At 62.3% G+C, this 22,624-nt stretch carries 22 protein-coding genes and 1 pseudogene; 16 read left to right on the forward strand and 7 right to left on the reverse strand.

The window, feature by feature from the left end; all coding sequences use genetic code 11:
• Positions 1-79: 79 nt before the first annotated feature.
• The 7 genes from rbfA (at position 80) to ACT7DK_RS06215 (ending at position 6,272) form a co-directional block, all read left to right on the forward strand.
• Complete coding sequence (gene rbfA, locus ACT7DK_RS06185; RefSeq protein ID WP_445397361.1) at positions 80-481, forward strand: 30S ribosome-binding factor RbfA; 402 nt, start codon at positions 80-82, stop codon at positions 479-481.
• A gap of 1 nt (position 482) precedes the next feature.
• Positions 483-1,418 carry a tRNA pseudouridine(55) synthase TruB gene (gene truB, locus ACT7DK_RS06190; protein WP_445397363.1) on the forward strand — a complete coding sequence of 312 codons (936 nt, stop codon included), beginning with the start codon at positions 483-485 and terminating at the stop codon, positions 1,416-1,418.
• A gap of 129 nt (positions 1,419-1,547) precedes the next feature.
• A complete protein-coding gene (gene rpsO / locus ACT7DK_RS06195; RefSeq protein WP_094038008.1) occupies positions 1,548-1,817 on the forward strand; it encodes a 30S ribosomal protein S15 in 270 nt (89 codons plus the stop codon).
• A 165-nt stretch (positions 1,818-1,982) separates the two neighbouring features.
• The gene (locus ACT7DK_RS06200; protein ID WP_445397366.1) at positions 1,983-2,756 is read left to right on the forward strand and encodes a dioxygenase family protein; all 774 of its coding nucleotides are present in this window, start codon (positions 1,983-1,985) and stop codon (positions 2,754-2,756) included.
• A gap of 101 nt (positions 2,757-2,857) precedes the next feature.
• The gene (gene pnp, locus ACT7DK_RS06205) at positions 2,858-5,005 is read left to right on the forward strand and encodes a polyribonucleotide nucleotidyltransferase (RefSeq protein WP_445397368.1); all 2,148 of its coding nucleotides are present in this window, start codon (positions 2,858-2,860) and stop codon (positions 5,003-5,005) included.
• A 125-nt stretch (positions 5,006-5,130) separates the two neighbouring features.
• Entirely contained in the window at positions 5,131-5,766 is a 636-nt protein-coding gene (pdxH, locus tag ACT7DK_RS06210; RefSeq protein WP_445397370.1) for a pyridoxamine 5'-phosphate oxidase, read from the forward strand.
• 8 nt (positions 5,767-5,774) lie between these two features.
• Positions 5,775-6,272: a GNAT family N-acetyltransferase gene (locus ACT7DK_RS06215; protein ID WP_445397372.1), complete on the forward strand. Its 498-nt coding sequence runs from the start codon at positions 5,775-5,777 to the stop codon at positions 6,270-6,272.
• Positions 6,273-6,330: 58 nt separating this feature from the next.
• On the opposite strand, the gene ACT7DK_RS06220 is transcribed toward ACT7DK_RS06215, so the two are convergent.
• The 6 genes and pseudogenes from ACT7DK_RS06220 to rluE all read right to left on the reverse strand — a co-directional run.
• On the reverse strand, positions 6,331-7,479 hold the full coding sequence (locus ACT7DK_RS06220; protein ID WP_445397374.1) for a JmjC domain-containing protein: 1,149 nt from the start codon (positions 7,477-7,479) through the stop codon (positions 6,331-6,333).
• Positions 7,480-7,627: 148 nt separating this feature from the next.
• Complete coding sequence (purB, locus tag ACT7DK_RS06225) at positions 7,628-8,998, reverse strand: adenylosuccinate lyase (protein WP_445397376.1); 1,371 nt, start codon at positions 8,996-8,998, stop codon at positions 7,628-7,630.
• 41 nt (positions 8,999-9,039) lie between these two features.
• A complete protein-coding gene (gene hflD / locus ACT7DK_RS06230; protein WP_445397378.1) occupies positions 9,040-9,663 on the reverse strand; it encodes a high frequency lysogenization protein HflD in 624 nt (207 codons plus the stop codon).
• Positions 9,660-10,766, reverse strand: coding sequence for a tRNA 2-thiouridine(34) synthase MnmA (mnmA, locus tag ACT7DK_RS06235; protein WP_445397380.1), 1,107 nt, complete (start codon positions 10,764-10,766; stop codon positions 9,660-9,662). Before mnmA ends, hflD begins: the two co-directional genes overlap by 4 nt.
• A gap of 300 nt (positions 10,767-11,066) precedes the next feature.
• Positions 11,067-11,522 carry an NUDIX hydrolase gene (locus ACT7DK_RS06240; RefSeq protein WP_445397382.1) on the reverse strand — a complete coding sequence of 152 codons (456 nt, stop codon included), beginning with the start codon at positions 11,520-11,522 and terminating at the stop codon, positions 11,067-11,069.
• A pseudogene (gene rluE, locus ACT7DK_RS06245) lies at positions 11,522-12,112 on the reverse strand (23S rRNA pseudouridine(2457) synthase RluE); the annotation flags it as partial. The gene ACT7DK_RS06240 and the pseudogene rluE, both read right to left, overlap by 1 nt.
• Positions 12,113-12,337: 225 nt before the next feature.
• On the opposite strand from rluE, the gene icd reads away from it, so the two are divergent.
• Positions 12,338-13,591: an NADP-dependent isocitrate dehydrogenase gene (gene icd, locus ACT7DK_RS06250; RefSeq protein ID WP_445397384.1), complete on the forward strand. Its 1,254-nt coding sequence runs from the start codon at positions 12,338-12,340 to the stop codon at positions 13,589-13,591.
• Positions 13,592-13,872: 281 nt separating this feature from the next.
• On the opposite strand, the gene map is transcribed toward icd, so the two are convergent.
• Positions 13,873-14,658 carry a type I methionyl aminopeptidase gene (gene map / locus ACT7DK_RS06255; RefSeq protein WP_445397386.1) on the reverse strand — a complete coding sequence of 262 codons (786 nt, stop codon included), beginning with the start codon at positions 14,656-14,658 and terminating at the stop codon, positions 13,873-13,875.
• A gap of 328 nt (positions 14,659-14,986) precedes the next feature.
• On the opposite strand from map, the gene rpsB reads away from it, so the two are divergent.
• The 8 genes from rpsB (at position 14,987) to rseP (ending at position 22,615) form a co-directional block, all read left to right on the forward strand.
• Positions 14,987-15,712, forward strand: a complete 726-nt coding sequence (rpsB, locus tag ACT7DK_RS06260) for a 30S ribosomal protein S2 (protein ID WP_445397388.1) — start codon at positions 14,987-14,989, stop codon at positions 15,710-15,712.
• Positions 15,713-15,820: 108 nt separating this feature from the next.
• Positions 15,821-16,699 carry a translation elongation factor Ts gene (gene tsf, locus ACT7DK_RS06265; protein WP_445397390.1) on the forward strand — a complete coding sequence of 293 codons (879 nt, stop codon included), beginning with the start codon at positions 15,821-15,823 and terminating at the stop codon, positions 16,697-16,699.
• Between the two features lie 71 nt (positions 16,700-16,770).
• Positions 16,771-17,499, forward strand: coding sequence for a UMP kinase (pyrH, locus tag ACT7DK_RS06270; protein WP_445397392.1), 729 nt, complete (start codon positions 16,771-16,773; stop codon positions 17,497-17,499).
• A 93-nt stretch (positions 17,500-17,592) separates the two neighbouring features.
• Positions 17,593-18,150: a ribosome recycling factor gene (frr, locus tag ACT7DK_RS06275; protein WP_445397394.1), complete on the forward strand. Its 558-nt coding sequence runs from the start codon at positions 17,593-17,595 to the stop codon at positions 18,148-18,150.
• Positions 18,151-18,224: 74 nt separating this feature from the next.
• Positions 18,225-18,992, forward strand: a complete 768-nt coding sequence (gene uppS / locus ACT7DK_RS06280) for a polyprenyl diphosphate synthase (protein ID WP_445397396.1) — start codon at positions 18,225-18,227, stop codon at positions 18,990-18,992.
• A 226-nt stretch (positions 18,993-19,218) separates the two neighbouring features.
• Positions 19,219-20,076 (forward strand): phosphatidate cytidylyltransferase, encoded by an 858-nt coding sequence (locus tag ACT7DK_RS06285; RefSeq protein ID WP_445397398.1) that lies wholly within the window; start codon positions 19,219-19,221, stop codon positions 20,074-20,076.
• Positions 20,076-21,266 carry a 1-deoxy-D-xylulose-5-phosphate reductoisomerase gene (ispC, locus tag ACT7DK_RS06290; RefSeq protein WP_445397400.1) on the forward strand — a complete coding sequence of 397 codons (1,191 nt, stop codon included), beginning with the start codon at positions 20,076-20,078 and terminating at the stop codon, positions 21,264-21,266. Before ACT7DK_RS06285 ends, ispC begins: the two co-directional genes overlap by 1 nt.
• Positions 21,266-22,615, forward strand: coding sequence for a sigma E protease regulator RseP (gene rseP, locus ACT7DK_RS06295; protein WP_445397401.1), 1,350 nt, complete (start codon positions 21,266-21,268; stop codon positions 22,613-22,615). The genes ispC and rseP overlap by 1 nt, the downstream gene beginning before the upstream one ends.
• The last annotated feature ends 9 nt before the right edge of the window (positions 22,616-22,624 follow it).

Genomic DNA, 22,624 nt, shown 5'->3' on the forward strand with positions numbered 1-22,624 from the left:
GGGCACGGTATCTGCCCCTGAACCACGCACAGTGTTAATCGACGGGGGCCTTGGGCCCCCTTTGTCTTGGAAAGTATTTATGGCCAGAGAATTCAGCCGTACCCGCCGGGTCGGGCAGGAACTGCAAAAAGAAATTGCCGTCATCCTGCAGCGGGAGATCAAGGACGAGCGTTTGGGCATGGTGACCGTTTCCGGGGTGGAAGTGTCCCGGGATCTGAATTATGCCAAGGTATTCGTCACCTTCCTGGAGAACGATCCCGAGCGGATCGAAACAGGCATGGCGGCGCTGAAGGATGCCAGCGGTTATATCCGCAGCCTGGTGGCCAAGGCGGTGCGGCTGCGGGTTACGCCCGAGCTGCGCTTCGTCTACGACCAGAGCCTGGTGGAAGGCATGCGCATCTCCACCCTGGTGTCCAGCACCATTGCCGAAGACAAGCGCCGCAGCGTCGGCCGTGACGATGAACAAGAGGAACAAAACTGAGATGGGGCGTCAGCGTCGTTTTCGTGGCCGTGAAGTCGACGGCATCCTGCTGCTCGACAAGCCGGCGGGCATCACCTCCAACGATGCCCTGCAGCAGGTCAAGCGTATCTACGCCGCCGCCAAGGCGGGGCACACCGGTGCCCTGGACCCCCTGGCCACCGGCATGCTGCCGATCTGCCTGGGGGAGGCGACCAAGTTTTCCCAGTTTCTGCTGGAGGCGGACAAGCGCTACCGGGTGGTGGCCAAGCTGGGCGAGCGTACCGATACCAGTGATGCCGACGGCGAGGTGGTCGAGCGTCGGCCGGTGAATGTCTCCGCCGGCGAGCTTATCGAGGCACTGGATCATTTCCGCGGCGACATCGAGCAGGTGCCCTCCATGTACTCGGCGCTCAAGTACCAGGGCAAGCCCCTGTACCAGTACGCCCGGGAAGGCATAGAAGTGCCGCGAGAGTCCCGCCCCATCACCGTCTACGAGCTCAAGCTGATCCGCTTCGAAGGGGACGAGGTGGAGCTGGAGGTGCACGCGAGCAAGGGCACCTATATCCGCACCATAGTGGACGACCTGGGCGAGCGCCTGGGCTGCGGCGCCCACGTGACCGTGCTGCGGCGGCTGGCGGTGGCCGGCTATCCGGCGGAGCGCATGCTCACCCTGGAACAGTTGCAGTGCATCCTCGACAACTGCAAGGCCAACGACGTCTCGCCCCGGCTGGAGCTGGATCCGCTGCTGCTGCCGATGGACACGGCGGTGCAGGGCCTGCCCGAGATCAACCTGTCCGAGCTGGTGGCGGGCTACCTGCTGCAGGGCCAGGCGGTACAGGTGGCCGGCGCCCCTCAGGAAGGCTTCGTGCGCCTTACCGTCGGGCCCGAGCACCGTTTTGTCGGCGTCGGCGAAATCGACGACGATGGCAAGGTGGCACCACGCCGGCTGGTGCGCTGAGCGTCGGGCCGGCGGCTGCGCATTTTCTGGTTGCCAAGGCGAACTTAACTGGTAGAATGCGCAGCTCCGTTTCCGGCTGAATTAGTGATCGGCTGGGAAAATCATTCATCGTTTTTGGAGTACATCACTATGTCACTAAGTGCTGAAATCAAGGCCCAGATCGTTGCCGACTTTGCCCGCGGCGAAGGCGACACCGGCTCTCCCGAAGTACAGGTCGCCCTGCTGAGCGCCCAGATTGACCACCTGCAAGGTCACTTCAAGCAGCACATCCACGATCACCACAGCCGCCGCGGCCTGCTGCGCATGGTATCCCAGCGTCGTAACCTGCTGGACTACCTGAAGCGCAAGGACGTTGAGCGCTATCGTGCACTGATCGAGAAGCTGGGCCTGCGTCGTTAATCGACCCCTCCGCTTTAAGAAAAAAGGAGCTTCGGCTCCTTTTTTCGTTTCCGGAGCGGGCATACTGTTAACCATAAGTAGACAATTCTTTTCCTTCATGCCGATTTATTCACGCCGTCAGGGGATCTAAAGTAGCGGCATTCCCTTTGTTTCAGGAGTTGCAGCATGATCCCGATGCCGGTGCTATTTGTCTCCCACGGCGCCCCCACCTATGCCCTCGAACCCGGCCTGGCCGGAGCGGGACTGGTGCGACTGGGCGAGCGCCTGCCCAGGCCGCAGGCGGTGCTGGTGGTCTCCCCCCACTGGGTCAGCCGGGAGCCGAGGATCACCGGCGCGGCCCGGCCTGAGACCATCCACGATTTCGGTGGTTTTCCCGACGCACTGTACCGCTTGCAATACCCGGCGCCCGGTGCCCCGGCCCTGGCCGCCGAGTTGGCCGCCTGGCTACGGGAGGCGGGCTACCGGGCGGAGCTGGACAAGGGCCGCGGCCTGGACCATGGCGCCTGGGTACCGCTGCGGTTTCTCTATCCCGAGGCGGACGTGCCGGTGCTGCAGTTGTCGATGCCGGCCTGGCTGGATCCGGCCTCGGCCTGGGCGCTGGGGGAGGCGCTCAGGTCGCTGCGGGCAAAGGGGATACTGATCGTCGCCTCGGGCAGCCTGACCCACAACCTCTACGAATTCCGCCAGGGGGAGACCAAAGCCGCCGCCTATGCCCTGGCGTTCGAGGCCTGGGCCCGGGACGCGGTCCGCCGCCACGACAAGGCGGCGCTGCTCGACTACCTGAATGCGCCTCATGGACGGCGAGCCCATCCCACGCCGGACCACTATCTACCGCTGCTGGTGGCGGCGGGAGCGGCCAGCCCGGACGGCGAGGTCGAGGTACTGGAAGGGGATATGCGCTACGGCATGCTGTCGATGGAGTCTTATCTGTTCGGCTAGCCGGAAACCGGGATTTTTGCCGTCGATTCTGTCCTTTGAACACGGATCCAGTATACTGTGCGGGCAAATTGAGAGCCCAAACAGTTTAAGGAATCGACAACGTGAATCCTATCGTAAAAACCTTCCAATACGGCCAGCATACCGTCACCCTTGAGACCGGTGTGATGGCCCGCCAGGCCACCGGCGCCGTCATGGCCAGCATGGACGATACCGCCGTGCTGGTGACCGTGGTCGGCAAGCGCGAAGCCGACGAAAGCCGCGACTTCTTCCCGCTCACCGTGAACTACCAGGAGCGGACCTACGCCGCCGGCCGTATTCCCGGTGGCTTCTTCAAGCGCGAAGGCCGTCCGACGGAAGGGGAAACACTGACCGCCCGGTTGATCGACCGTCCCATCCGTCCGCTGTTTCCCGATGGTTTCAAGAATGAAGTCCAGGTGATCGCCACCGTCGTTTCCGCCAACCCGGAAATCGCCCCCGACATCATCTCCATGCTCGGCACCTCCGCCGCCCTGGCCGTTTCCGGCATTCCCTTCGCCGGCCCCATCGGTGCCGCCCGTGTGGGTTACATGAACGGCGAATACGTGCTCAACCCCACCGTCGGCGAGCTGAAGAGCAGCCAGCTGGATCTGGTGGTCGCCGGTACCGCCAACGCCGTACTGATGGTGGAATCCGAAGCCTCCATCCTGCCGGAAGAAGTGATGCTGGGTGCCGTCATGTACGGCCACGAGCAGATGCAGACCGCCATCAATGCCATCAACGAGTTTGCCGCCGAAGTGGGCACCCAGCCCTGGGACTGGCAGCCGGCCGCCGAAAACGAGGCGCTCAAGGCCAAGGTGGCCGAGCTGGCCGCCCAGGATCTGGGCGAAGCCTACCGCATCATCGACAAGACCGCCCGCCGCGATGCCATCAGCGACATCAAGGCCCGGGTGCAGGAAACCATCCTGACCGAGAGCCCGGAACAGGGCATCAAGGAAATTCAGGACCAGCTGGGCAAGCTGGAAAAGACCATCGTCCGTGGCCGGGTGGTTCGTGGCGAGCCGCGCATCGACGGCCGCGAGCCCGACATGATCCGCGCCATCAACGTGGCCACCGGCCTGCTGCCCCGTACCCACGGCTCTGCCCTGTTCACCCGCGGTGAAACCCAGGCCCTGGTGGCCGCCACCCTGGGCACCGAGCGGGATGCCCAGCTGATCGACGAGCTGACCGGCGAGCGCGCCAACCGCTTTATGCTGCACTACAACTTCCCGCCCTACTGCGTGGGCGAGACCGGCATGGTCGGCAGCCCCAAGCGCCGGGAGATCGGTCACGGCCGCCTGGCCAAGCGCGGCGTGGCCGCGGTGATGCCGAGCCAGGAGCAGTTCCCCTACACGGTGCGTGTGGTGTCCGAGATCACCGAGTCCAACGGCTCTTCCTCCATGGCTTCCGTCTGCGGCACCTCCCTGGCGCTGATGGACGCGGGCGTGCCGATCAAGGCCTCGGTGGCCGGTATCGCCATGGGCCTGGTGAAAGAAGAAGACGGCTTCGTGGTGCTGTCCGACATCCTGGGTGACGAAGATCACCTGGGCGACATGGACTTCAAGGTGGCCGGTACCAGCGAGGGCGTCACCGCCCTGCAGATGGACATCAAGATCGAAGGCATCACCAAGGAAATCATGGAAGTAGCCCTCAAGCAGGCGCGCAACGCCCGGCTGCACATCCTCAAGGTGATGGACGAGGCCATCAATGCGCCCCGTGCCGAAATCTCCGATTTCGCCCCGCGTATCCACACCATCAAGATCAACCCCGAGAAGATCAAGGACGTGATCGGCAAGGGCGGCTCCACCATCCGCGCCCTGACCGAGGAAACCGGCACCACCATCGAGCTGGATGACGACGGTACCGTCAAGATCGCCGCCGTCGACGGCGAAGCCGCCAAGCTGGCCATCCGCCGCATCGAGCAGCTGACCGCGGAAGTGGAAAGCGGCACCATCTACGAAGGTCAGGTCGTGCGCCTGGCCGACTTCGGTGCCTTCGTCAACATCCTGCCCGGCAAGGACGGCCTGGTGCACATTTCCCAGATCACCGAAGAGCGGGTCAAGAATGTGTCCGATCACCTGAAGGTGGGCGACAAGGTCAAGGTCAAGGTGCTGGAAGTCGACCGCCAGGGCCGTATCCGCCTGTCCATCAAGGAAGCCAACAAGCCGGCCGACGCCGAGGCGCCGGCGGCGGAAGACGCCAAGGTGGAAGCGCCGGCCGAAAACGCCGAATAAGCACCATCGATAATGGTAGAAAAGCCGGGAACCATCCCGGCTTTTTTGTGCCCCTTGCCCGGCTTGCCAATCAGCGGTGGCCGACGCACAATAGCCGCTACCCCTATATATGAGAGAGTCTATCTATGGAGTTGGCTGATTACCGGCGGGAATACCTGCAAGGCGGCTTGCGCCGCAAGGATCTGCCGGCCGATCCCCTGACGCTGTTCGAAACCTGGATGCAGCAGGCCATTGCCGCCGGCCTGGCCGATCCCACCGCCATGGTGGTGGCCACGGTGGACGAGCGGGGGCAACCCTTTCAACGCATCGTGCTGCTCAAGCATGCGGACGAGCGGGGCTTCGTGTTTTACACCAACATGGGCAGCCGCAAGGCCGGCCACCTGGCACAAAACCCGCGCATCAGCCTGTTGTTCCCCTGGCACAGCCTGGAGCGGCAGGTGCATGTTACCGGCCAGGTCGAGAAACTGTCCACGGTGGAGGTGATGAAATACTTCAGCAGCCGGCCCAAAGACAGCCAGATCGGTGCCTGGGTGTCGCAGCAGTCCTCCCGTATTTCCGCCCGCGGCCTGCTGGAAGCCAAATTCCTGGAGATGAAGCAAAAATTCGCCAGTGGCGAGGTGCCCTTGCCGAGCTTCTGGGGAGGCTTTCGGGTTTGCTTCGACAGTGTCGAGTTCTGGCAGGGCGGTGCCAACCGCCTGCACGACCGTTTTCTTTATCAACGCAGTGGTGACGGCTGGACCCTGGACCGCCTCGCCCCCTAGGAGCCCCTATGCTGATATTCAGAACCGAACGTCCTGGTGATGGTGACGATATCGATGAAGTGGTGTGCGCCGCTTTCGACCGGCCGGACGAAGCGGATCTGGTATTGGCGCTGCGCGAGCAGGGCGCCATCAGCGTCAGCCAGGTGGCGGAATACGAAGGTGCCGTCATCGGCCATCTGGCCATGAGCCCGGTGCTGATCGACGGCGAGGATCTGGGCTGGCTGGGGCTGGCGCCGGTCAGCGTCTGGCCAGACTGCCAGCGCCAGGGCGTGGGCTCGGAGATGATCAAGGAGGCGATCAACGCCGCCAACGAACTGGACTGGGCCGGCATAGTGGTGCTGGGGGAGCCGGCCTTCTATGCCCGTTTTGGCTTCAAGCCGGCGCGTGATCTGCAATTGCACAGTATCTATCCGGAGGCGGGCGATGCCTTTATGGCCCTGCCCCTGAAGCAGCCGGTACCCCGTGGTCTGGTCACCTATCACCCCGCCTTCGACGGGCTGTCGTGAGTGGCTGAGGAGGTAGGTGAGAGGCGCAAAACAGGGTAAGCTGTTCACGCCTCACGCCTCACTCTTCTTCCTCCTCTTCGAAGTACCAATAGCCCTGGTTGACCAGCGGCAGCAGCACTTCCAACAGCACCTTGGGCTCTTTCAGGCAAGCCACTTCCGGGCCGCAGATGCGGGCCTGATCGCACAGCAGGGCAATGGCGTCCCCATCGGACTCGGCAAGTCGGTAGCGCTCGCCGTCCAGGTAGAACACCTGCTCACTGCCTTCATGATAGAAGCAGCGCACGCCTCCCAGACGATAAAGGTGGTCGCCGTGATCCAGGCGCAGCACCAGCTCTTCCAGGCTGTAGAGCGGCTCGGCCGGCTCCAGGTCCAGATCGTGTTTGGCTTCCGACATCATCTCGCCAAACCAGTCAGCCAGGCGGACGGGATCCTCCAGCAGCTCCGTCATCAGCGACTTCACCTGGTCCAGCACGGTGGCATCGAGGCGGCCGTGGGCCGGGGTGGGCGCCATGCCCGCATCGTCGAAGCGGCGGGTGGTCGACTCATGGGCCAGCAGGTGATCGGCAAAGCTCGAGATCAGATCCCGAGCGTCGGGGGCGCGAAAGCCCACCGAATAGTTGAGCGCCGGGGTCACCGCATAGCCTTCGTGGGGGCAGCCGGGGGGGATATAGAGGATATCGCCGGGCTCCAGCACCTCGTCGATCTCCGCCTCGAAGGCCTCGCAGTGACGCAGGGCACCGTGGGCGGCAAACTCCTTCAGGCTCTGCTGCCGGCCTACCCGCCAGTGGCGTCGGCCTTCGCCCTGGATAATGAAAACGCCGTACTGATCGATATGGGGCCCGACCCCGCCACCCGGGGTGGAAAAGCTCACCATGACGTCATCGAATCGCCAGCCGGGGATAAAGCGGAACTCCTCGGCGATGTCCTGCACCGCCGGATGCCACTGGTTCACTGCCTGCACCAGCAGGGTCCAGTCTTCCTCGCCCAGGTGGTCATAGCTGTCGAAGGGACCGCTTTCCGCCTGCCAGCGACCGGCTTCCCGCCAGACCCGGCGGGATTCGATGTGCGGCTCCAGGGCCAGACCGGCCAGTTCGTCCGGGCTGAGCGGATCCTCGAAACCGGGCAGGCCGGCCTTGATCAGCAGCGGCCGGCGTTGCCAGTGGTGGGCGAGAAAGTGTTCGATATCCAGTTTGAGTGCGCTGTGCATGGGTGCCTGCCGGAGTGGGAGGATGCTTAAAGAATAGCGGAGTATTATGCCAAGGCCGGGCGGGGAAGGGAATGATGGTGAGGGGTGGGGGGTGAGGGGGGAGGGGTGAGGATTACGCCTCACCCCTGTCACCTAACCCATTACGCTGTTACTTCAGTTCGTCGGTGAGCTGGATGGCGCGGCCGATGTAGTTGGCCGGGGTCAGTTGCTTGAGCTCGGCTTTCACCGACTCCGGCAGCTCCAGGCCGTCGATAAAGGTACGCATGCCTTCGGCGTCCACCCGCTTGCCGCGGGTCAGCTCCTTGAGCTTCTCATAGGGCTTTTCAATGCCGTAGCGGCGCATCACCGTCTGCACCGGCTCGGCCAGCACTTCCCAGTTCTGATCCAGATCGGCGGCCAGCGCCTGCGGGTTGGCTTCGAGCTTGCTGATGCCCTTGAGGGTGGCCTGATAGGCGATGAGGGAATAGCCCACCGCCACGCCCAGGTTGCGCAGCACGGTGCTGTCGGTCAGATCCCGCTGCCAGCGGGAGATGGGCAGCTTGGCGGCCAGGTGGTTGAACACGGCGTTGGCCAGCCCCAGGTTGCCTTCGGAGTTTTCGAAGTCGATGGGGTTGACCTTGTGCGGCATGGTGCTGGAGCCGATTTCACCGGCCACGGTGCGCTGCTTGAAGTACCCCACCGAGATGTAGCCCCAGATATCCCGATCGAAATCGATGAGGATGGTGTTGAAGCGAGCCAGGGCGTCGAACAGCTCGGCAATGTAGTCGTGCGGCTCGATCTGGGTGGTATAGGGGTTCCAGGTCAGGCCCAGGCGACCGACGAAGCGCTCGGCGAAGGCGTGCCAGTCCACCTCCGGATAGGCGGACATATGGGCATTGTAGTTGCCCACGGCACCGTTGATCTTGGCCAGCAGCTCTACCGCCAGGATCTGCTTGAACTGGCGCTCCAGGCGGTAGGCCACGTTGGCCATCTCCTTGCCCAGGGTGGTGGGCGAGGCGGGCTGGCCGTGGGTGCGGCTCAGCATGGGCACGTCGCGGTACTGGCGGGCCAGTTGCTTGACGGCGTCGATAAGCTCGCGGCAGTAGGGGGCGATCACCTCCTCCCGGGCGGCCTTGAGCATCAGGGCGTGGGCATTGTTGTTGATGTCCTCGCTGGTGCAGGCGAAGTGGATGAACTCGCTCACCGCGGCCAGCTCGGGCAGGACCTCGACCTTCTCCTTCAGAAAGTATTCCACCGCCTTCACATCGTGGTTGGTGGTGCGTTCAATGTCCTTGATGCGCTGGCCATCTGCCTCGTTGAATTCGGCGACAATGCGATCGAGCAGGGCGTTGGCCTCGGCGGACAGAGCCGGCACCTCGGTGATTTCAGCATGCTCGGCCAGGGCCTGCAGCCAGCGGACTTCCACCTCTACGCGAAAGCGCAACAGACCGAACTCGGAAAAAATGGCGCGCAGCGCCTCAGTTTTGCTGCCGTAACGGCCATCGACCGGGGAAATGGCCGTTAATGCTGACAATTCCATGAACAAGGACTCCTGAAGGTTGGGGGGTAACTAAAGATAGCTCAATAGCGCAGGGCGGCCTGGGCCTGGGCCACCAGCCGCTTGCGCGAAAACAGGATATGCCGGCGCCGGCCGCCGAGCTGGCGCCACAACACGGCACTGCGGATACCGGCCAACAGCAGGGCACGGATCTGGTGCTGCACCAAGGGCTGCTGCAGGTAGCTGGGATTGCCCGCCACCTGGATACGCGGCCCTATGGGGCTGACGATGTCGCTGTAGATGCTTGCCAGGTTGGCCAGCACCTGCTCGTCGAGCAGCTCGAAGTGGTGCAGCTGGCGCTTGACCTGGTTGATACGCTCGCCCAACATGGCCAGCAGGTCGCGGCGCCTGGCCAGCTTGCGTTCCAGCGCCACCAGACCCACCAGATAGCGGGTGAGCTCGGCGTTTTTCTGGCCGCTGTCGGTATTGAGTTGTTCGATCAGGGTCTGGTAACCCAGGCGCAGCTGGCCGTGGCCGCCGTAGATATCTTGCGAATGCTCGGCGTCGGTGACCAGGATACTGTTGAGGGTGGCCCTGAGGACCTCTTTATCGTCGATGCTGCCCTGGCGAGCGACTTGCTGTACCAGGCTGACCGCCTGGCAGATGCCGGCAAAGGCCAGGGTTTGGTTTTCCAGACTATGACTCACGCTTGCTCCTGACTGAATCGGGTTTCGATAATGCCGCCGCCCAGGCAGACCTCGCCCTGGTAGAAGACGGCGGACTGGCCCGGCGTCACCGCGGCCTGAGGGCTGTCGAAGGTCACCCTGATGGTCTCGGCGTCCACCGGCTCCACCAGACAGGGAATATCGGCCTGGCGGTAGCGGGTTTTCACCGAGCAGCGAAAGGCCTGGATCACCGGCTGGCGGTTTACCCAGTGCAGCTGGCGGGCGATAAGGCCGTGGGAATAGAGGCGGGGATGATCGCCCTGGGCCACCACCAGCACATTGCGCTCCAGATCCTTGTCCACCACATACCAGGGATCGTCGGTGGCGTTTTTTAGGCCGCCGATGCCGAGACCCTTGCGCTGGCCCAGGGTGTGGTACATCAGCCCTTGGTGCTCGCCGATGACTTCGCCGTTCACGGTTTCGATCCTGCCTGGCTGGGCGGGCAGATAGCGGGCCAGGAAGTCGCGGAACTTGCGCTCGCCGATAAAGCAGATGCCGGTGGAATCCTTCTTCTTGGCGGTCACCAGCTCCAGCTGCTCGGCAATGCGGCGTACTTCGGGTTTTTCCAGCTCGCCCACCGGGAACAGGCTCTTGGCCACCTGTTGCGAGCTCAGGGTATAGAGGAAGTAGCTCTGATCCTTGTTGCCGTCGAGGCCGCGCAGCAGCTTGGGCTGGTCGTCGAAGCTGCGGCGCACGTAGTGGCCGGTGGCGATATAGTCGGCGCCCAGATCCTCGGCGGCGAACTCCAGGAAGGCCTTGAACTTGATTTCCTTGTTGCACAGGATGTCCGGATTGGGCGTGCGCCCGGCCTGATATTCGGCCAGGAAGTGCTCGAACACGTTGTCCCAGTATTCGGCGGCGAAGTTGATGGTGTGAAGCTCGATGCCGAGCTTGTCGCACACCGCCTGGGCGTCACGCAGATCCTCGGCGGCGGAGCAGTATTCGTCGGTGTCGTCTTCTTCCCAGTTCTTCATGAACAGGCCTTCCACCTGGTAACCCTGCTGTTGCAGCAGCCAGGCCGACACCGAAGAATCCACGCCGCCGGACATGCCGACAATCACTTTTAGCTGACTGTTATCGCTCATACGCGCCCGTTACCTGTTAGCAAAACGGGCGGCATTTTACCAGACAAATGCCGCCAGGGGGAGGCGTTGTGACGTGAGGGGTGAGGAGGGGGTTATTGGGCCGCGGGCGGCCCGCCCGCATAAAGCCGGCTCGGGCGTTAAGCAAGGGCAGGACCGGTTAGCCGAAGCCGTTTCCTGCTTGGGGGCTTGAGCCCGGCATCTGTTGCCGGGGTTTTTCTGAAGCCCGTGCTTGGTATGCAGAATCGAAGGTTCGCGCTGCGCGCGAAATGAAGGCGGGCCGCCTGTGGCCCAACCAACTCCTCACTCCTCTCGCCTCATGCTCTTCAACGCGTCCAGCGGAAAGCGTGCTCCTGCCAGGTAATCCCGGAACGAGGCGAGAATAAGCGGACTGCGCAGCTGCTCGCCCAGGGCTTCAATTTCGGCCAGGGTCAACCAGTGGCAGCGGATGATGTCACCGTCCGGATCCTGCGGGCGGGTAGTCAGCGGCTCGGAGATCTCCGTACAGAAGGTAAAGCGCACGAAGTGCTTGCCGCTGTCCGGCGCCGTATACTGGTAAATGCCCACCGCCTGCTCGATAGGCAAGGCAAGCCCGGTTTCTTCCAGCAATTCGCGGCGGGCGCCGGCCAGCAGTTCCTCTCCCGGCTCCAGGTGACCGGCGGGCTGGTTGAACATAATGCGCCCCTGCTGCCATTCCTCCACCATCAAAAAACGATCGCCGGCATGGACTATCATCGCCAGGGTCACCGCATGACTCATAGTTGCCTCCATTGTCCGGGTTGCAAATCGCCCAGGTTCAAGTCGCCGATGGCGTAGCGGATCAGCCGCAGGGTCGGAAAGCCGATATGGGCGGTCATCCGTCGCACCTGGCGGTTGCGTCCTTCTATTATCCTGATTTCCAGCCAACTGGTGGGGATGGCCTGGCGCTTGCGGATGGGCGGAACGCGTGGCCACACCGCGGGGTCGGGTATCAAGCGGACTTTGGCCGGCAGGGTAGGGCCGTCGTTAAGCGTTACCCCCTGGCGCAACCGTTCCAGAGCGGCCTCGTCGGGGATGCCTTCCACCTGGACCCAGTAGGTTTTTTCGGTTTTGCGCCCGGGCTGAGTCAGGCGGGCGTTGAGGGCACCGTCGTTGGTCAGCACCAAGAGGCCTTCGCTGTCCCGGTCCAGCCGACCGGCGGCATAGACGCCGGGCACATCGACGAAGTCGGCCAGGGTCTGACGCCCTTCTCCATCGGTAAATTGGCACAGCACCATATAGGGCTTGTTGAACAACAGGGTGGTCGGCGGCCCGGGCGGCGGCTTGCTAGACTTTGGTCGGGGAGTGGGGTGAGGTCTTCTGGTTTTCATGGCAAAAATGCTGGCGAAACAGGGGGTTCAGCATAACAGAATGCCTCCATGGCGGCTAACGGCGAGGCGGTGGAACTGTGATTGGGCCAATATTAATGGGTAATTCTTTAACCTATGATGCCAGTGCGGTGGCGGACGGGGGAGCCGAGGACAGGGGGCGATTGAAAGTGGCCCCAGGGCCCGCCGCAATCCATGCAAGACATATCAACAAGCCAGGAGAAAGCGATGACCTCAAAAGTGACGGTGCCAGCGGAAGGAACAAAAATCACCCTGGATGCGAACGGTAAGCTGATGATTCCGAACGACCCCATCATTCCCTTTATCGAAGGGGACGGCATCGGGGTGGATGTCACCCCGGCGATGCAGCGGGTGGTGGACGCGGCCGTGGCCAAGGCCTATGGCGGCGCGCGTAAGATCAGCTGGATGGAGATCTATACCGGTGAAAAATCCACCCGGGTTTACGGCGAGAACACCTGGCTGCCGGAAGAAACCCTCGAGGTTATCCGTGACTATCATGTGGCCATCAAGGGCCCGCTGACCACTCCCGTCGGTGGTGGCATCCGCTCGCTCAACGTGGCCCTGCGCCAGGAGCTGGATCTTTACGTCTGCCTGCGCCCGGTGCGTTATTACCAGGGTACCCCCAGCCCGCTGAAGCAGCCCGAACTCACCGACATGGTGATCTTCCGCGAGAACAGCGAAGACATCTACGCCGGCATCGAATGGAAGGCCGGCAGCCCCGAGGCCCGAAAGGTCATCGATTTCCTGCGGGAAGAGATGGGAGTGCAGAAAATCCGCTTCCCCGAGGATTGCGGCATCGGCATCAAACCCACTTCCCGCGAGGGTACCCGCCGCCTGGTGCGGGCCGCGCTGCAGTATGCGGTGGATAACAACCGCGACTCGGTCACCCTGGTGCACAAAGGCAATATCATGAAGTTTACCGAAGGCGCCTTCAAGGATTGGGGCTATGAGCTGGCCCGGGAGGAATTCGGGGCCGAGCTTATCGACGGCGGCCCCTGGTGTGCCTTCAAGAACCCGAACAACGGCCGGGAGATCCTCGTCAAGGACGTGATCGCCGACGCCTTCCTGCAGCAGATCCTGTTGCGTCCGGCCGAGTACGACGTGATCGCCTGCATGAACCTCAATGGTGACTATATCTCCGACGCCCTGGCAGCCCAGGTGGGCGGCATCGGCATCGCCCCCGGTGCCAATATCGGCGACGGCGTTGCTCTGTTCGAAGCCACCCACGGTACCGCGCCCAAATACGCGGGGCAGGACAAGGTCAACCCGGGATCGCTTATCCTCTCCGCCGAGATGATGCTGCGCCACCTGGGCTGGACCGAAGCGGCGGACCTCATCATCAAGGGCATGGAAGGGGCCATCGCCAACAAAACGGTGACCTACGACTTCGAGCGGCTGATGGAAGGTGCCACCCTGCGCAAGTGCTCGGAATTCGCCGAGGACATGGTCGCCAATATGTGAAGAGGGGGGGGCACCTCCAAAGCCGAGGTGTTGCCCTAATTGGAGTGCGGGTCTTGTCCCCGAATGGGACGGCCCGCATGGGTGTCATGTCCTGGTGTGGGTGTGGCATTGGGTCTGTAGGGTCGAATTTATTCGACCAAACCCGGCGCCGACGGTGGGGTGGTCCACTGAAGTGGACCCTACGGTTTAGCGGTTCCCGCTTCGCGGGAAAGCAGGCGAGCCGCCTGCGCTCCAGGGCGCGGCGCTTGCCTCTAAGCGGAAGCGAGGGCTATACCATTGCCTCACGCCTTGATAATACGCGGCAGGCGGTCGTCCTTGCGCAGGGTCAGCACTTCGCAGCCGTCCTCGGTCACCAGAATGGTGTGCTCGTACTGGGCCGACAGGCTGCGGTCCTTGGTCACCACCGTCCAGCCGTCGCCCAGCATCTTGCTGTGGCGTTTGCCCACGTTGATCATCGGCTCTATGGTCAGGCACATGCCGGCCTGCAGTACTTCGCCGGTGCCCGGTTTGCCGTAGTGCAGTACCTGGGGCTCTTCGTGGAACTCGCTTCCGATGCCGTGACCGCAGTATTCCCGCACCACCGAATAGTTGTGGGCTTCCGCATGTTGCTGGATGGCGGCGCCGATGTCGCCCAGGCGCACCCCGTGCTTCACCATCTTTATGCCGATTTCCATGCATTCCTGGGTCACCCGGCACAGCCGCTCGGCCATGATGCTGGGCTTGCCCACCAGGAACATCTTGGAGGTGTCGCCATGGTAGCCGTCCTTGATCACCGTGATGTCGATATTGATGATGTCGCCGTCTTTCAGTTTCTTGTCGGACGGAATGCCGTGGCAAATCACGTGGTTAACCGAGGTGCAGATGGACTTGGGAAAGCCGTGGTAGTTAAGCGGCGCCGGGATGGCCTGCTGTTCGTTGACGATATAGTCATGGCAGATCTGGTTCAGCTCGTCGGTGGTCACGCCAGCCCTGACGTGAGGTTCGATCATTTCCAGCACCTCGGCGGCCAGGCGGCCGGCCACGCGCATCTTTTCTATTTGTTCCGGGGTTTTTATGACTATGCTCATATATGTCTCTGTGGTTTTGGCGCCCGGTTCTGTCGCGTCTGTTTCTCTCGGGGCGGCTGTCGGCCCAAGCCGATAAAGGGGAAAAAGTGTAACCCCAAGTGTGCTTAACTTCCAGTGGTGCTCTCGCCATGAATCGCGGCTCGTGCTGGCGCGCGGTCGGCTTTCATGGTATAAAGCGCGCCGTAACAGCCAGGCCTGCGGCTCGGCTGGTTACAACTACATTCACTTTTTAACACACACACACATCGGCACATGCTCCAGGGTGCCTTAGGGTCGGAGCCATGGGATGTGTGGAGGCCTAACCCAATACATTTATTTAGAGGAAATCATGGCACAAGTATCTATGCGCGACATGCTGAAAGCCGGCGTTCACTTCGGTCACCAGACCCGTTTCTGGAACCCCAAGATGAAGCCCTTCATTTTCGGCGCCAGCAACCGGGTTCACATCATCAACCTGGAAAAAACAGTACCCATGTTCAACGACGCCCTGAACTACCTGGGCAACGTTGCTTCCAAGAAAGGTAAAATCCTGTTTGTTGGTACCAAGCGCGCAGCCTCTGAAGCCGTTAAAGAAGCCGCTACCAAGTGTGATCAGTTCTATGTCAACCACCGCTGGCTGGGTGGCATGCTGACCAACTGGAAAACCGTACGTCAATCCATCAGCCGCCTGAAAGAGCTGGAAACCCAATCTCAAGACGGTACCTTCGACAAGCTGACCAAGAAAGAGGCGCTGATGCGCACTCGCGAAATGGAGAAGCTGGAGAAGTCCCTGGGCGGTATCAAGGACATGGGCGGTCTGCCCGACGTACTGTTCGTCATCGACGCCGATCACGAACACATCGCCATCAAGGAAGCCAACAACCTGGGCATTCCTGTGGTTGCGGTAGTGGACACCAACTCTAACCCGGACGGCATCGATTACATCGTTCCCGGTAACGATGACGCCATCCGCGCCGTTCAGCTGTACCTGAACGCCGCTGCTGACGCCGTGACCACCGCCCGTGCGCAAGACTTGGCCGTGCAAGCCGAAGACAACTACGTCGTTGAAGAATAATAAAGTCTGAGCGAAGCGCTTAAGCCTTTATTAACCATACGCAAGTAATGGGTTAACAGGGGCCTCGTGCCCCTGTTTTCTTGTAGACCAAGACCGAGGATATTAGAGATGGCAAATATTTCCGCCGCCCTGGTAAAAGAACTGCGCGAGCGCACTGGCGCCGGCATGATGGATTGTAAAAAAGCCCTGATCGAAGCCAATGGCGACATTGAGAAGGCCATTGAGGACATGCGTAAGTCCGGCCAGGCCAAAGCCGCCAAGAAAGCCGGCCGCATCGCCGCCGAAGGCATCATCCTGGTGCGCCAGCAAGGCAATGTTGCCGTGATGATCGAGCTGAACAGCGAAACCGACTTCGTTGCCAAGGACGCCGGCTTCCGCGCCTTCGGCGAGAAAGTGGCCGACATCGCCCTGGCCAACAAGATCAGCGACCTGGATGCCCTGAAGGCCGCCGAGTTCGAGAACGGCGAGAGCGTGGAAACCACCCTCACCAACCTGATCGCCAAGATCGGCGAGAACATGAGCCTGCGCCGCATCGTGCTGGTGGAAGGCGACAACCTGACCACCTACCTGCACGGCTCCCGCATCGGCGTTATCGCCAACCTGAAAGGCGGTGACGAAGAAGTGGCCAAAGACGTGGCCATGCACGTGGCTGCCTGCAGCCCGCAGTTCGTCAAGCCCGAAGACGTGTCCGAAGAAGTGGTGGCCAAGGAGCGCGAAATCCAGGTGGACATCGCCGTCAACTCCGGCAAGCCGAAAGACATCGCCGAGAAGATGGTTGAAGGCCGCATGAAGAAGTTCACCGGCGAAATCTCCCTGACCGGTCAGCCCTTCGTCAAGGATCCGTCCGTCTCCGTTGGCGACGTGCTGAAGCAGAAAGGCGCCGACGCCCTGGGCTTCGTCCGCTTCGAAGTGGGTGAAGGCATCGAGCGTAAAGAAGAAGACTTCGCCGCCGAAGTTCAGGCGCAAATCGCTGCCGCCAAGGGTTAATTCCCGCCATTTTAGTGCTATCCAGACCGCGACACCCGTCGCGGTCTTTCTATGACCAGGAATAGAAAAGCATGAGTACCAATCCTAAACCCGCATACAGACGCATTCTTCTTAAACTGAGCGGCGAGGCGCTGCAAGGGGAAGAAGGCTTTGGTATCGACCCCGCCGTACTGGAGCGTATGGCGCAGGAAATCAAGGAACTGGTTGAATTGGGCGTTCAGGTCGGCCTGGTGATCGGCGGCGGCAACCTGTTTCGTGGTGCGGGCCTGGCCAAGGCGGGAATGAACCGCGTGGTGGGCGACCACATGGGTATGTTGGCGACCGTGATGAACGGCCTGGCCATGCGTGATGCCCTGCACCGTGCTTATGTGAATGCTCGCCTGATGTCCGCCATTACCCTGGAAGGCATGTGCGACAGCTACAACTGGGCGGAAGCCATCAGCCTGCTGCGCAAGGGGCGGGTGGTGATCTTCTCCGCCGGTACCGGCAACCCCTTCTTCACCACCGATTCTGCCGCCTGCCTGCGTGGCATCGAGATCGAAGCCGACGTCGTCTTGAAGGCCACCAAGGTGGACGGCGTGTTCAGCGAAGATCCCATGAAGAACCCCGAGGCGGAGCTGTTCCACCATCTCGACTATGGCGACGTGCTGGAGCGGGAGCTCAAGGTGATGGATTTGGCCGCCTTTACCCTGGCACGGGATCACAACCTGCCGATACGGGTGTTTAATATGAATAAGCCGGGCGCGCTGCGACGTGCCGTGATGGGGGAAACCGAAGGGACCCTTATCTGCCGCAAGTAACTCTGTGGAGTGAGGTGTCAGGCGGGAGGCGGGAGGCGATGCCCCTCACGCCCACGTCTGACACTTCACCCAGGACCAAAGAGGATAACGACAGTGATTAACGACATTAAGAACGACGCCAAGGTGCGGATGGAAAAAAGCGTGGAAGCGCTGAAAACCCAGATGAACAAGGTGCGTACCGGCCGGGCCCATCCCAGCCTGCTCGACACCATCTACGTGGACTACTACGGCAGCTCCACCCCGCTCAAGCAGGTGGGCAACATCACCACCGAAGACTCCCGTACCCTGGCGGTGACGGTGTTCGACCGCTCCATGATCCAGGCGGTGGAAAAGGCCATCATGAGTTCCGACCTGGGCCTGAACCCCTCCAGCGCCGGCACCACCATCCGTATTCCGCTGCCGCCGCTGAACGAAGAGCGCCGCAAGGATCTGATCAAGGTGGTCCGCCATGAAGCCGAACAGGGCCGGGTGGCTATCCGCAACATCCGTCGCGATGCCAACGGTGATTTGAAAGCCCTGTTGAAAGACAAGGAAATTTCCGAGGACGACGACCGTCGCGCCCAGGACGACATCCAGAAACTGACCGATCTCTACATCAAGCAGGTGGACGAAGCGCTCGCCGCCAAAGAGAAAGAGTTAATGGAAATCTGATACTTACATCAGGTATAGTAGCCGACGCCGTGTAGCTGCCTGCACGGCGTTTGTCTTTGCGCAGGAGTGATTCGATGCCAACAACGGCAGCATTCAACGAGCTATCCCAGCTACCCCGACACGTCGCCATCATCATGGACGGCAACGGTCGTTGGGCCGAGCAGCGCGGCAAGTTTCGGGTGAGTGGTCACAAGGCCGGGGTGAAGGCGGTGCGCGAAGCGGTCACCTTCGCCTACAAGCTCGGCCTCGACGCCCTTACCCTGTTCGCCTTTTCCAGCGAGAACTGGCGCCGTCCCGAAGAGGAAATCAGCGCCCTGATGGGCCTCTTTATTGCCGTATTGGGCTCGGAGGTGCGCAAACTGCACCGCAACAATATCCGCTTGCGGATCATCGGCGAGCGCGGCGCCTTCAGCGACCATCTGCAACGCAAGATCGCCGACGCCGAGGCCTTGACCGCCGCCAATACCGGCCTGACTCTCAATATCGCCGCCAACTATGGTGGCCGCTGGGACATCACCCAGGCGGCCCGCCGGCTGGGCGAGCTGGTAGCGGCCGGTGAGCTGGCCCCTGCCGATATAACCGAACAACATCTGGATGTGCATATGCAGTTGGCCGATCTGGCACCGGTGGATCTGCTGATCCGCACCGGCGGCGAACAGCGCATCAGCAACTTTCTGCTTTGGCAGCTGGCCTACGCCGAGCTCTATTTCACCCCCGTGCTCTGGCCCGACTTCGCCGAAGATACCTTCAGCGAGGCGGTGGCCGCCTTCGTGGAGCGGGAGCGCCGCTTCGGCTGCACCGGTGCGCAGATCCGCGCCCTGGTGACGGAACGTGAGGGGTGAAACGTGAGGTATTAGGCATGAGGCGAATTCCACCTGACCTCAGGCTTCACCCCTCAGCCCTCACGTCGTGCAGGGGAGATTGAAATCGACCCTGCGGGGCCAGGCACTATGGATATATAAAAGAGGTCAGGAGCAAGGAGTGGGGCGTGGGGAGAGGTTCTTCTCACCGCTGACCTCTCACGCCTCAACTCGGTGCTCCCCTCACTTCAATAAGAGAGGATATTGCTTGCTGAAGCTTAGAATCATAACGGCCCTGTGCCTGATCCCCTTGGTGCTGGCCGCCATTTTCCTGTTGCCGCTGCCGTTTTTCGCCCTGTTCGCCACCGGCGTTTTCCTGCTGGCCGGCCGGGAGTGGGGGCGTTTTATCGATGCCCGCAAGGCCAATGTGGTGATGGTGTCTTTGGCCCTGGTGTTGATCGCCCTGATGGCGTCGGTGCCCATCGAACAGATCTGGGCCGCCGGGTTGCACCCCTGGGTGACGGCGGTGCTCCACGGCGGTGCCCTGTGGTGGCTGCTGGCGCTGGGACTGGTGTTGGCCTATCCCCGCTCCGCCACCCTGTGGCGGGAGCACCTCTGGCTGAAGTCCCTGTTCGCCCTGATGAGCCTGATCCCTTTCTTCTGGGCCCTGCTGGTGCTGCGCAGTTACCAGTACGAGCATAATCCTTTCTTCGGCGCCTGGCTGTTGCTGTTCGTGATGTCCCTGGTATGGGCGGCGGACACCGGCGCCTATTTCGTGGGCAAGGCCATAGGCCGCCACAAGCTCTGTCCTCGGGTCAGTCCGGGCAAAACCATCGAAGGCATGCTGGGCGGAGTGGTTGCGGCCAGCTTGCTGGCGCTGGGGGTGACCCAGGCGCTTGGCCTGCCGTGGCGTGAAAGCGGCGTCTTGCTGCTGGCCTCGGTGGTGGCGGTGTTTGCCTCCGTGCTGGGCGATCTGGTTGAGAGCATGTTCAAGCGGGAAGCGGGCATCAAGGATTCCGGTCAGATACTGCCGGGACATGGCGGCATCATGGACCGGATCGACAGCCTGACCGCCGCCTTGCCGGTCTTTATTGTGATGGTGCAGCTGCTGGGCTGGGGGAATTGATGGAAATGTTGACCCTGCTCGGCGCCACCGGCTCCATCGGCCAGAGCACCTTGGCCGTGGTGCGCCGCCATCCGGAGCGTTTTTCCGTATTCGCGCTCACCGCCGGCCGGCAGGTGGAGAAGATGCTGGCCGACTGCCTGGAGTTCGCTCCCCGCTATGCGGTGATGGCCGATGAAGGGGCCGCTCGCGAGCTGCGTCGCCGGCTGGCGGAGCTGGGGTCTTCCACCCGGGTGTTGGGCGGGATGGCGGCCCTGTGCGAGGTGGCGGCGGAGCCGGAGGTGAGCTGCGTGATGGCGGCCATCGTCGGTGCCGCCGGCCTGCTGCCGACCCTGGCGGCGGTGCGGGCGGGCAAGCGGGTGCTGCTGGCCAACAAAGAGGCGCTGGTGATGAGCGGCGAGCTGTTTATCGAGGCGGTGCATCGGCACGGTGCCCGGCTGCTACCGGTCGACAGCGAACACAATGCCATCTTTCAGTGCCTGCCGCCCGAGCTGCAGCAGACACCGGGACGGGGCAGCCTGGTGGAGGCCGGCATCGGCAAGATACTGCTGACCGGCTCCGGCGGACCTTTCCGCTATACCCCGGTGGCGGAGCTGGTGGCGGTGACTCCGGCCCAGGCGGTGGCGCACCCCAACTGGTCCATGGGGCCCAAGATTTCGGTGGACTCGGCCACCATGATGAACAAGGGGCTGGAATACATAGAGGCACGCTGGCTGTTCAATGCCCCGCCCGAGCAGTTGGAGGTGCTGGTGCACCCCCAGTCGGTGATCCACTCCATGGTACAGTACTCGGATGGCTCCGTCTTGGCCCAGTTGGGCCAGCCGGATATGATGACCCCCATCGCCCACGCCCTGGCCTGGCCGGAACGCATCAGCTCGGGGGTGGCGCCGCTGGACTTCTGCCGTCTGGGGGAACTGACCTTTATGGCGCCGGACATGGCCCGCTATCCCTGCCTGCGGCTCGCCATCGACGCCTGTGCGGCGGGGCAGGGCGCCACCACGGCGCTCAATGCCGCCAACGAGGTGGCGGTGTCCGCCTTCCTGGCCGGCGGGCTGGACTATCCGGGAATAGCGGCGGTGAATGAGACGGTGGTGCAAAATCTGGGTCTAACCAGGGTAAGCAGCCTGGAAGATATCCTCGAGCTGGATGGCCAGGCCCGTCGTAATGCAACAGAGATAATCAGGAGACGATGATGACAGGCGTATTGTGGAACCTGGGCGCCTTTATCGTCGCCCTCGGCATCCTGGTGGCGGTGCATGAGTTCGGCCACTTCTGGGTGGCACGACGCAACGGGGTGAAGGTAGAGCGCTTTTCCATCGGCTTCGGCAAGCCGATCTGGCGTCGCCTGGGCAAAGACGGCACCGAATATGTGGTGGCCATGATCCCCTTGGGCGGCTATGTGAAGATGCTGGACGGCCGGGTGGACGAGATCTCTCCGGAGCAGCGTCATCAGGCGTTCGACAGCAAGTCGGTGTGGGCGCGAATGGCGATAGTGGTGGCCGGCCCGATGGCCAATTTCCTGTTTGCGGTGTTCGCCTTCTGGCTGATGTTCATGATAGGGGTGCCGGCGGTGAAGCCGGTGCTGAACGAGGTCACGCCCGGCTCACCGGCGGCCCAGGGGGGACTGGCCCCGGGCATGGAGATAGTTGCCATCGACGGACGTAGCGTGCGTACCTGGGAGGACGTAAACTTCGCCCTGATCGGCCGCTTGGGTGATGTACAGACCCGTTTCGAGGTGCAGGACGGCTACGGCCAGCGCCGGGAATACCGGATCCCCCTCGAACAGTGGCAGTTCAACCCGGACGAAACCTCGCCCATCAATGCCCTGGGGCTGGTGCCGGTGGGACCGGAGCTGACCCTGACCGTGGCCGAGGTGGTGAGCGGCGGGCCGGCGGCCCAGGCCGGGGTTCAAGCCGGCGATACCCTGCTGGCGGTGGACGGTGCACCCCTGGGCCACTGGAGCCAGGTGGTCGAACTGATCCAGGCCTCTCCCGAGCTGCCGATGGAACTCCTGGTACAGCGCGCGGGTCAGAATGTGGCGCTGACCCTGACGCCGGAGCGGCGGGAAGACCGGGAGCGGGTGATCGGTTACGCCGGCCTGGCACCTGAGGTGTTGCCGGTGGCGGAGCAGTACCGGTTCGAGCTCAGCTATGGTCCCCTGGCCGCCATCGGGGCCGGCATCAAGCGCACCTGGGAGTTGACGGTGCTCACCTTTCAGATGATCGGCAAGCTACTTACGGGTATTGTATCGGTCGACAACCTGAGTGGACCCATTTCCATCGCCAAGGGGGCGGGGGTCAGCGCCGAGTTCGGGCTGGTGTATTTTCTCGGCTTTCTGGCACTGGTCAGTGTGAATCTCGGCATCATCAACCTGTTGCCCTTGCCGGTGCTGGACGGCGGCCACCTGCTGTTTTATCTGGTGGAAGCGGTCACCGGACGGCCGGTGCCGGAAAAAATACAAGAAATCGGCTTTAAGATTGGGGCGGCCCTGTTGCTGATGCTGATGGGGCTGGCGCTGTTTAATGATTTTGCTCGCCTCTAAGGCGAACGA

It is taken from the genome of Zobellella sp. An-6 (genome assembly GCF_052487945.1).

Excerpts from the sequence above, each read along its gene's own strand:
- rbfA (WP_445397361.1), top strand. The coding sequence starts at position 80 with ATGGCCAGAGAATTCAGCCGTACCCGCCGGGTCGGGCAGGAACTGCAA.
- truB (WP_445397363.1), top strand. The coding sequence starts at position 483 with ATGGGGCGTCAGCGTCGTTTTCGTGGCCGTGAAGTCGACGGCATCCTG.
- rpsO (WP_094038008.1), top strand. The coding sequence starts at position 1,548 with ATGTCACTAAGTGCTGAAATCAAGGCCCAGATCGTTGCCGACTTTGCC.
- ACT7DK_RS06200 (WP_445397366.1), top strand. The coding sequence starts at position 1,983 with ATGATCCCGATGCCGGTGCTATTTGTCTCCCACGGCGCCCCCACCTAT.
- pdxH (WP_445397370.1), top strand. The coding sequence starts at position 5,131 with ATGGAGTTGGCTGATTACCGGCGGGAATACCTGCAAGGCGGCTTGCGC.
- ACT7DK_RS06215 (WP_445397372.1), top strand. The coding sequence starts at position 5,775 with ATGCTGATATTCAGAACCGAACGTCCTGGTGATGGTGACGATATCGAT.
- ACT7DK_RS06220 (WP_445397374.1), bottom strand. The coding sequence starts at position 7,479 with ATGCACAGCGCACTCAAACTGGATATCGAACACTTTCTCGCCCACCAC.
- purB (WP_445397376.1), bottom strand. The coding sequence starts at position 8,998 with ATGGAATTGTCAGCATTAACGGCCATTTCCCCGGTCGATGGCCGTTAC.
- mnmA (WP_445397380.1), bottom strand. The coding sequence starts at position 10,766 with ATGAGCGATAACAGTCAGCTAAAAGTGATTGTCGGCATGTCCGGCGGC.
- ACT7DK_RS06240 (WP_445397382.1), bottom strand. The coding sequence starts at position 11,522 with ATGAGTCATGCGGTGACCCTGGCGATGATAGTCCATGCCGGCGATCGT.
- icd (WP_445397384.1), top strand. The coding sequence starts at position 12,338 with ATGACCTCAAAAGTGACGGTGCCAGCGGAAGGAACAAAAATCACCCTG.
- map (WP_445397386.1), bottom strand. The coding sequence starts at position 14,658 with ATGAGCATAGTCATAAAAACCCCGGAACAAATAGAAAAGATGCGCGTG.
- rpsB (WP_445397388.1), top strand. The coding sequence starts at position 14,987 with ATGGCACAAGTATCTATGCGCGACATGCTGAAAGCCGGCGTTCACTTC.
- tsf (WP_445397390.1), top strand. The coding sequence starts at position 15,821 with ATGGCAAATATTTCCGCCGCCCTGGTAAAAGAACTGCGCGAGCGCACT.
- pyrH (WP_445397392.1), top strand. The coding sequence starts at position 16,771 with ATGAGTACCAATCCTAAACCCGCATACAGACGCATTCTTCTTAAACTG.
- uppS (WP_445397396.1), top strand. The coding sequence starts at position 18,225 with ATGCCAACAACGGCAGCATTCAACGAGCTATCCCAGCTACCCCGACAC.
- ispC (WP_445397400.1), top strand. The coding sequence starts at position 20,076 with ATGGAAATGTTGACCCTGCTCGGCGCCACCGGCTCCATCGGCCAGAGC.
- rseP (WP_445397401.1), top strand. The coding sequence starts at position 21,266 with ATGACAGGCGTATTGTGGAACCTGGGCGCCTTTATCGTCGCCCTCGGC.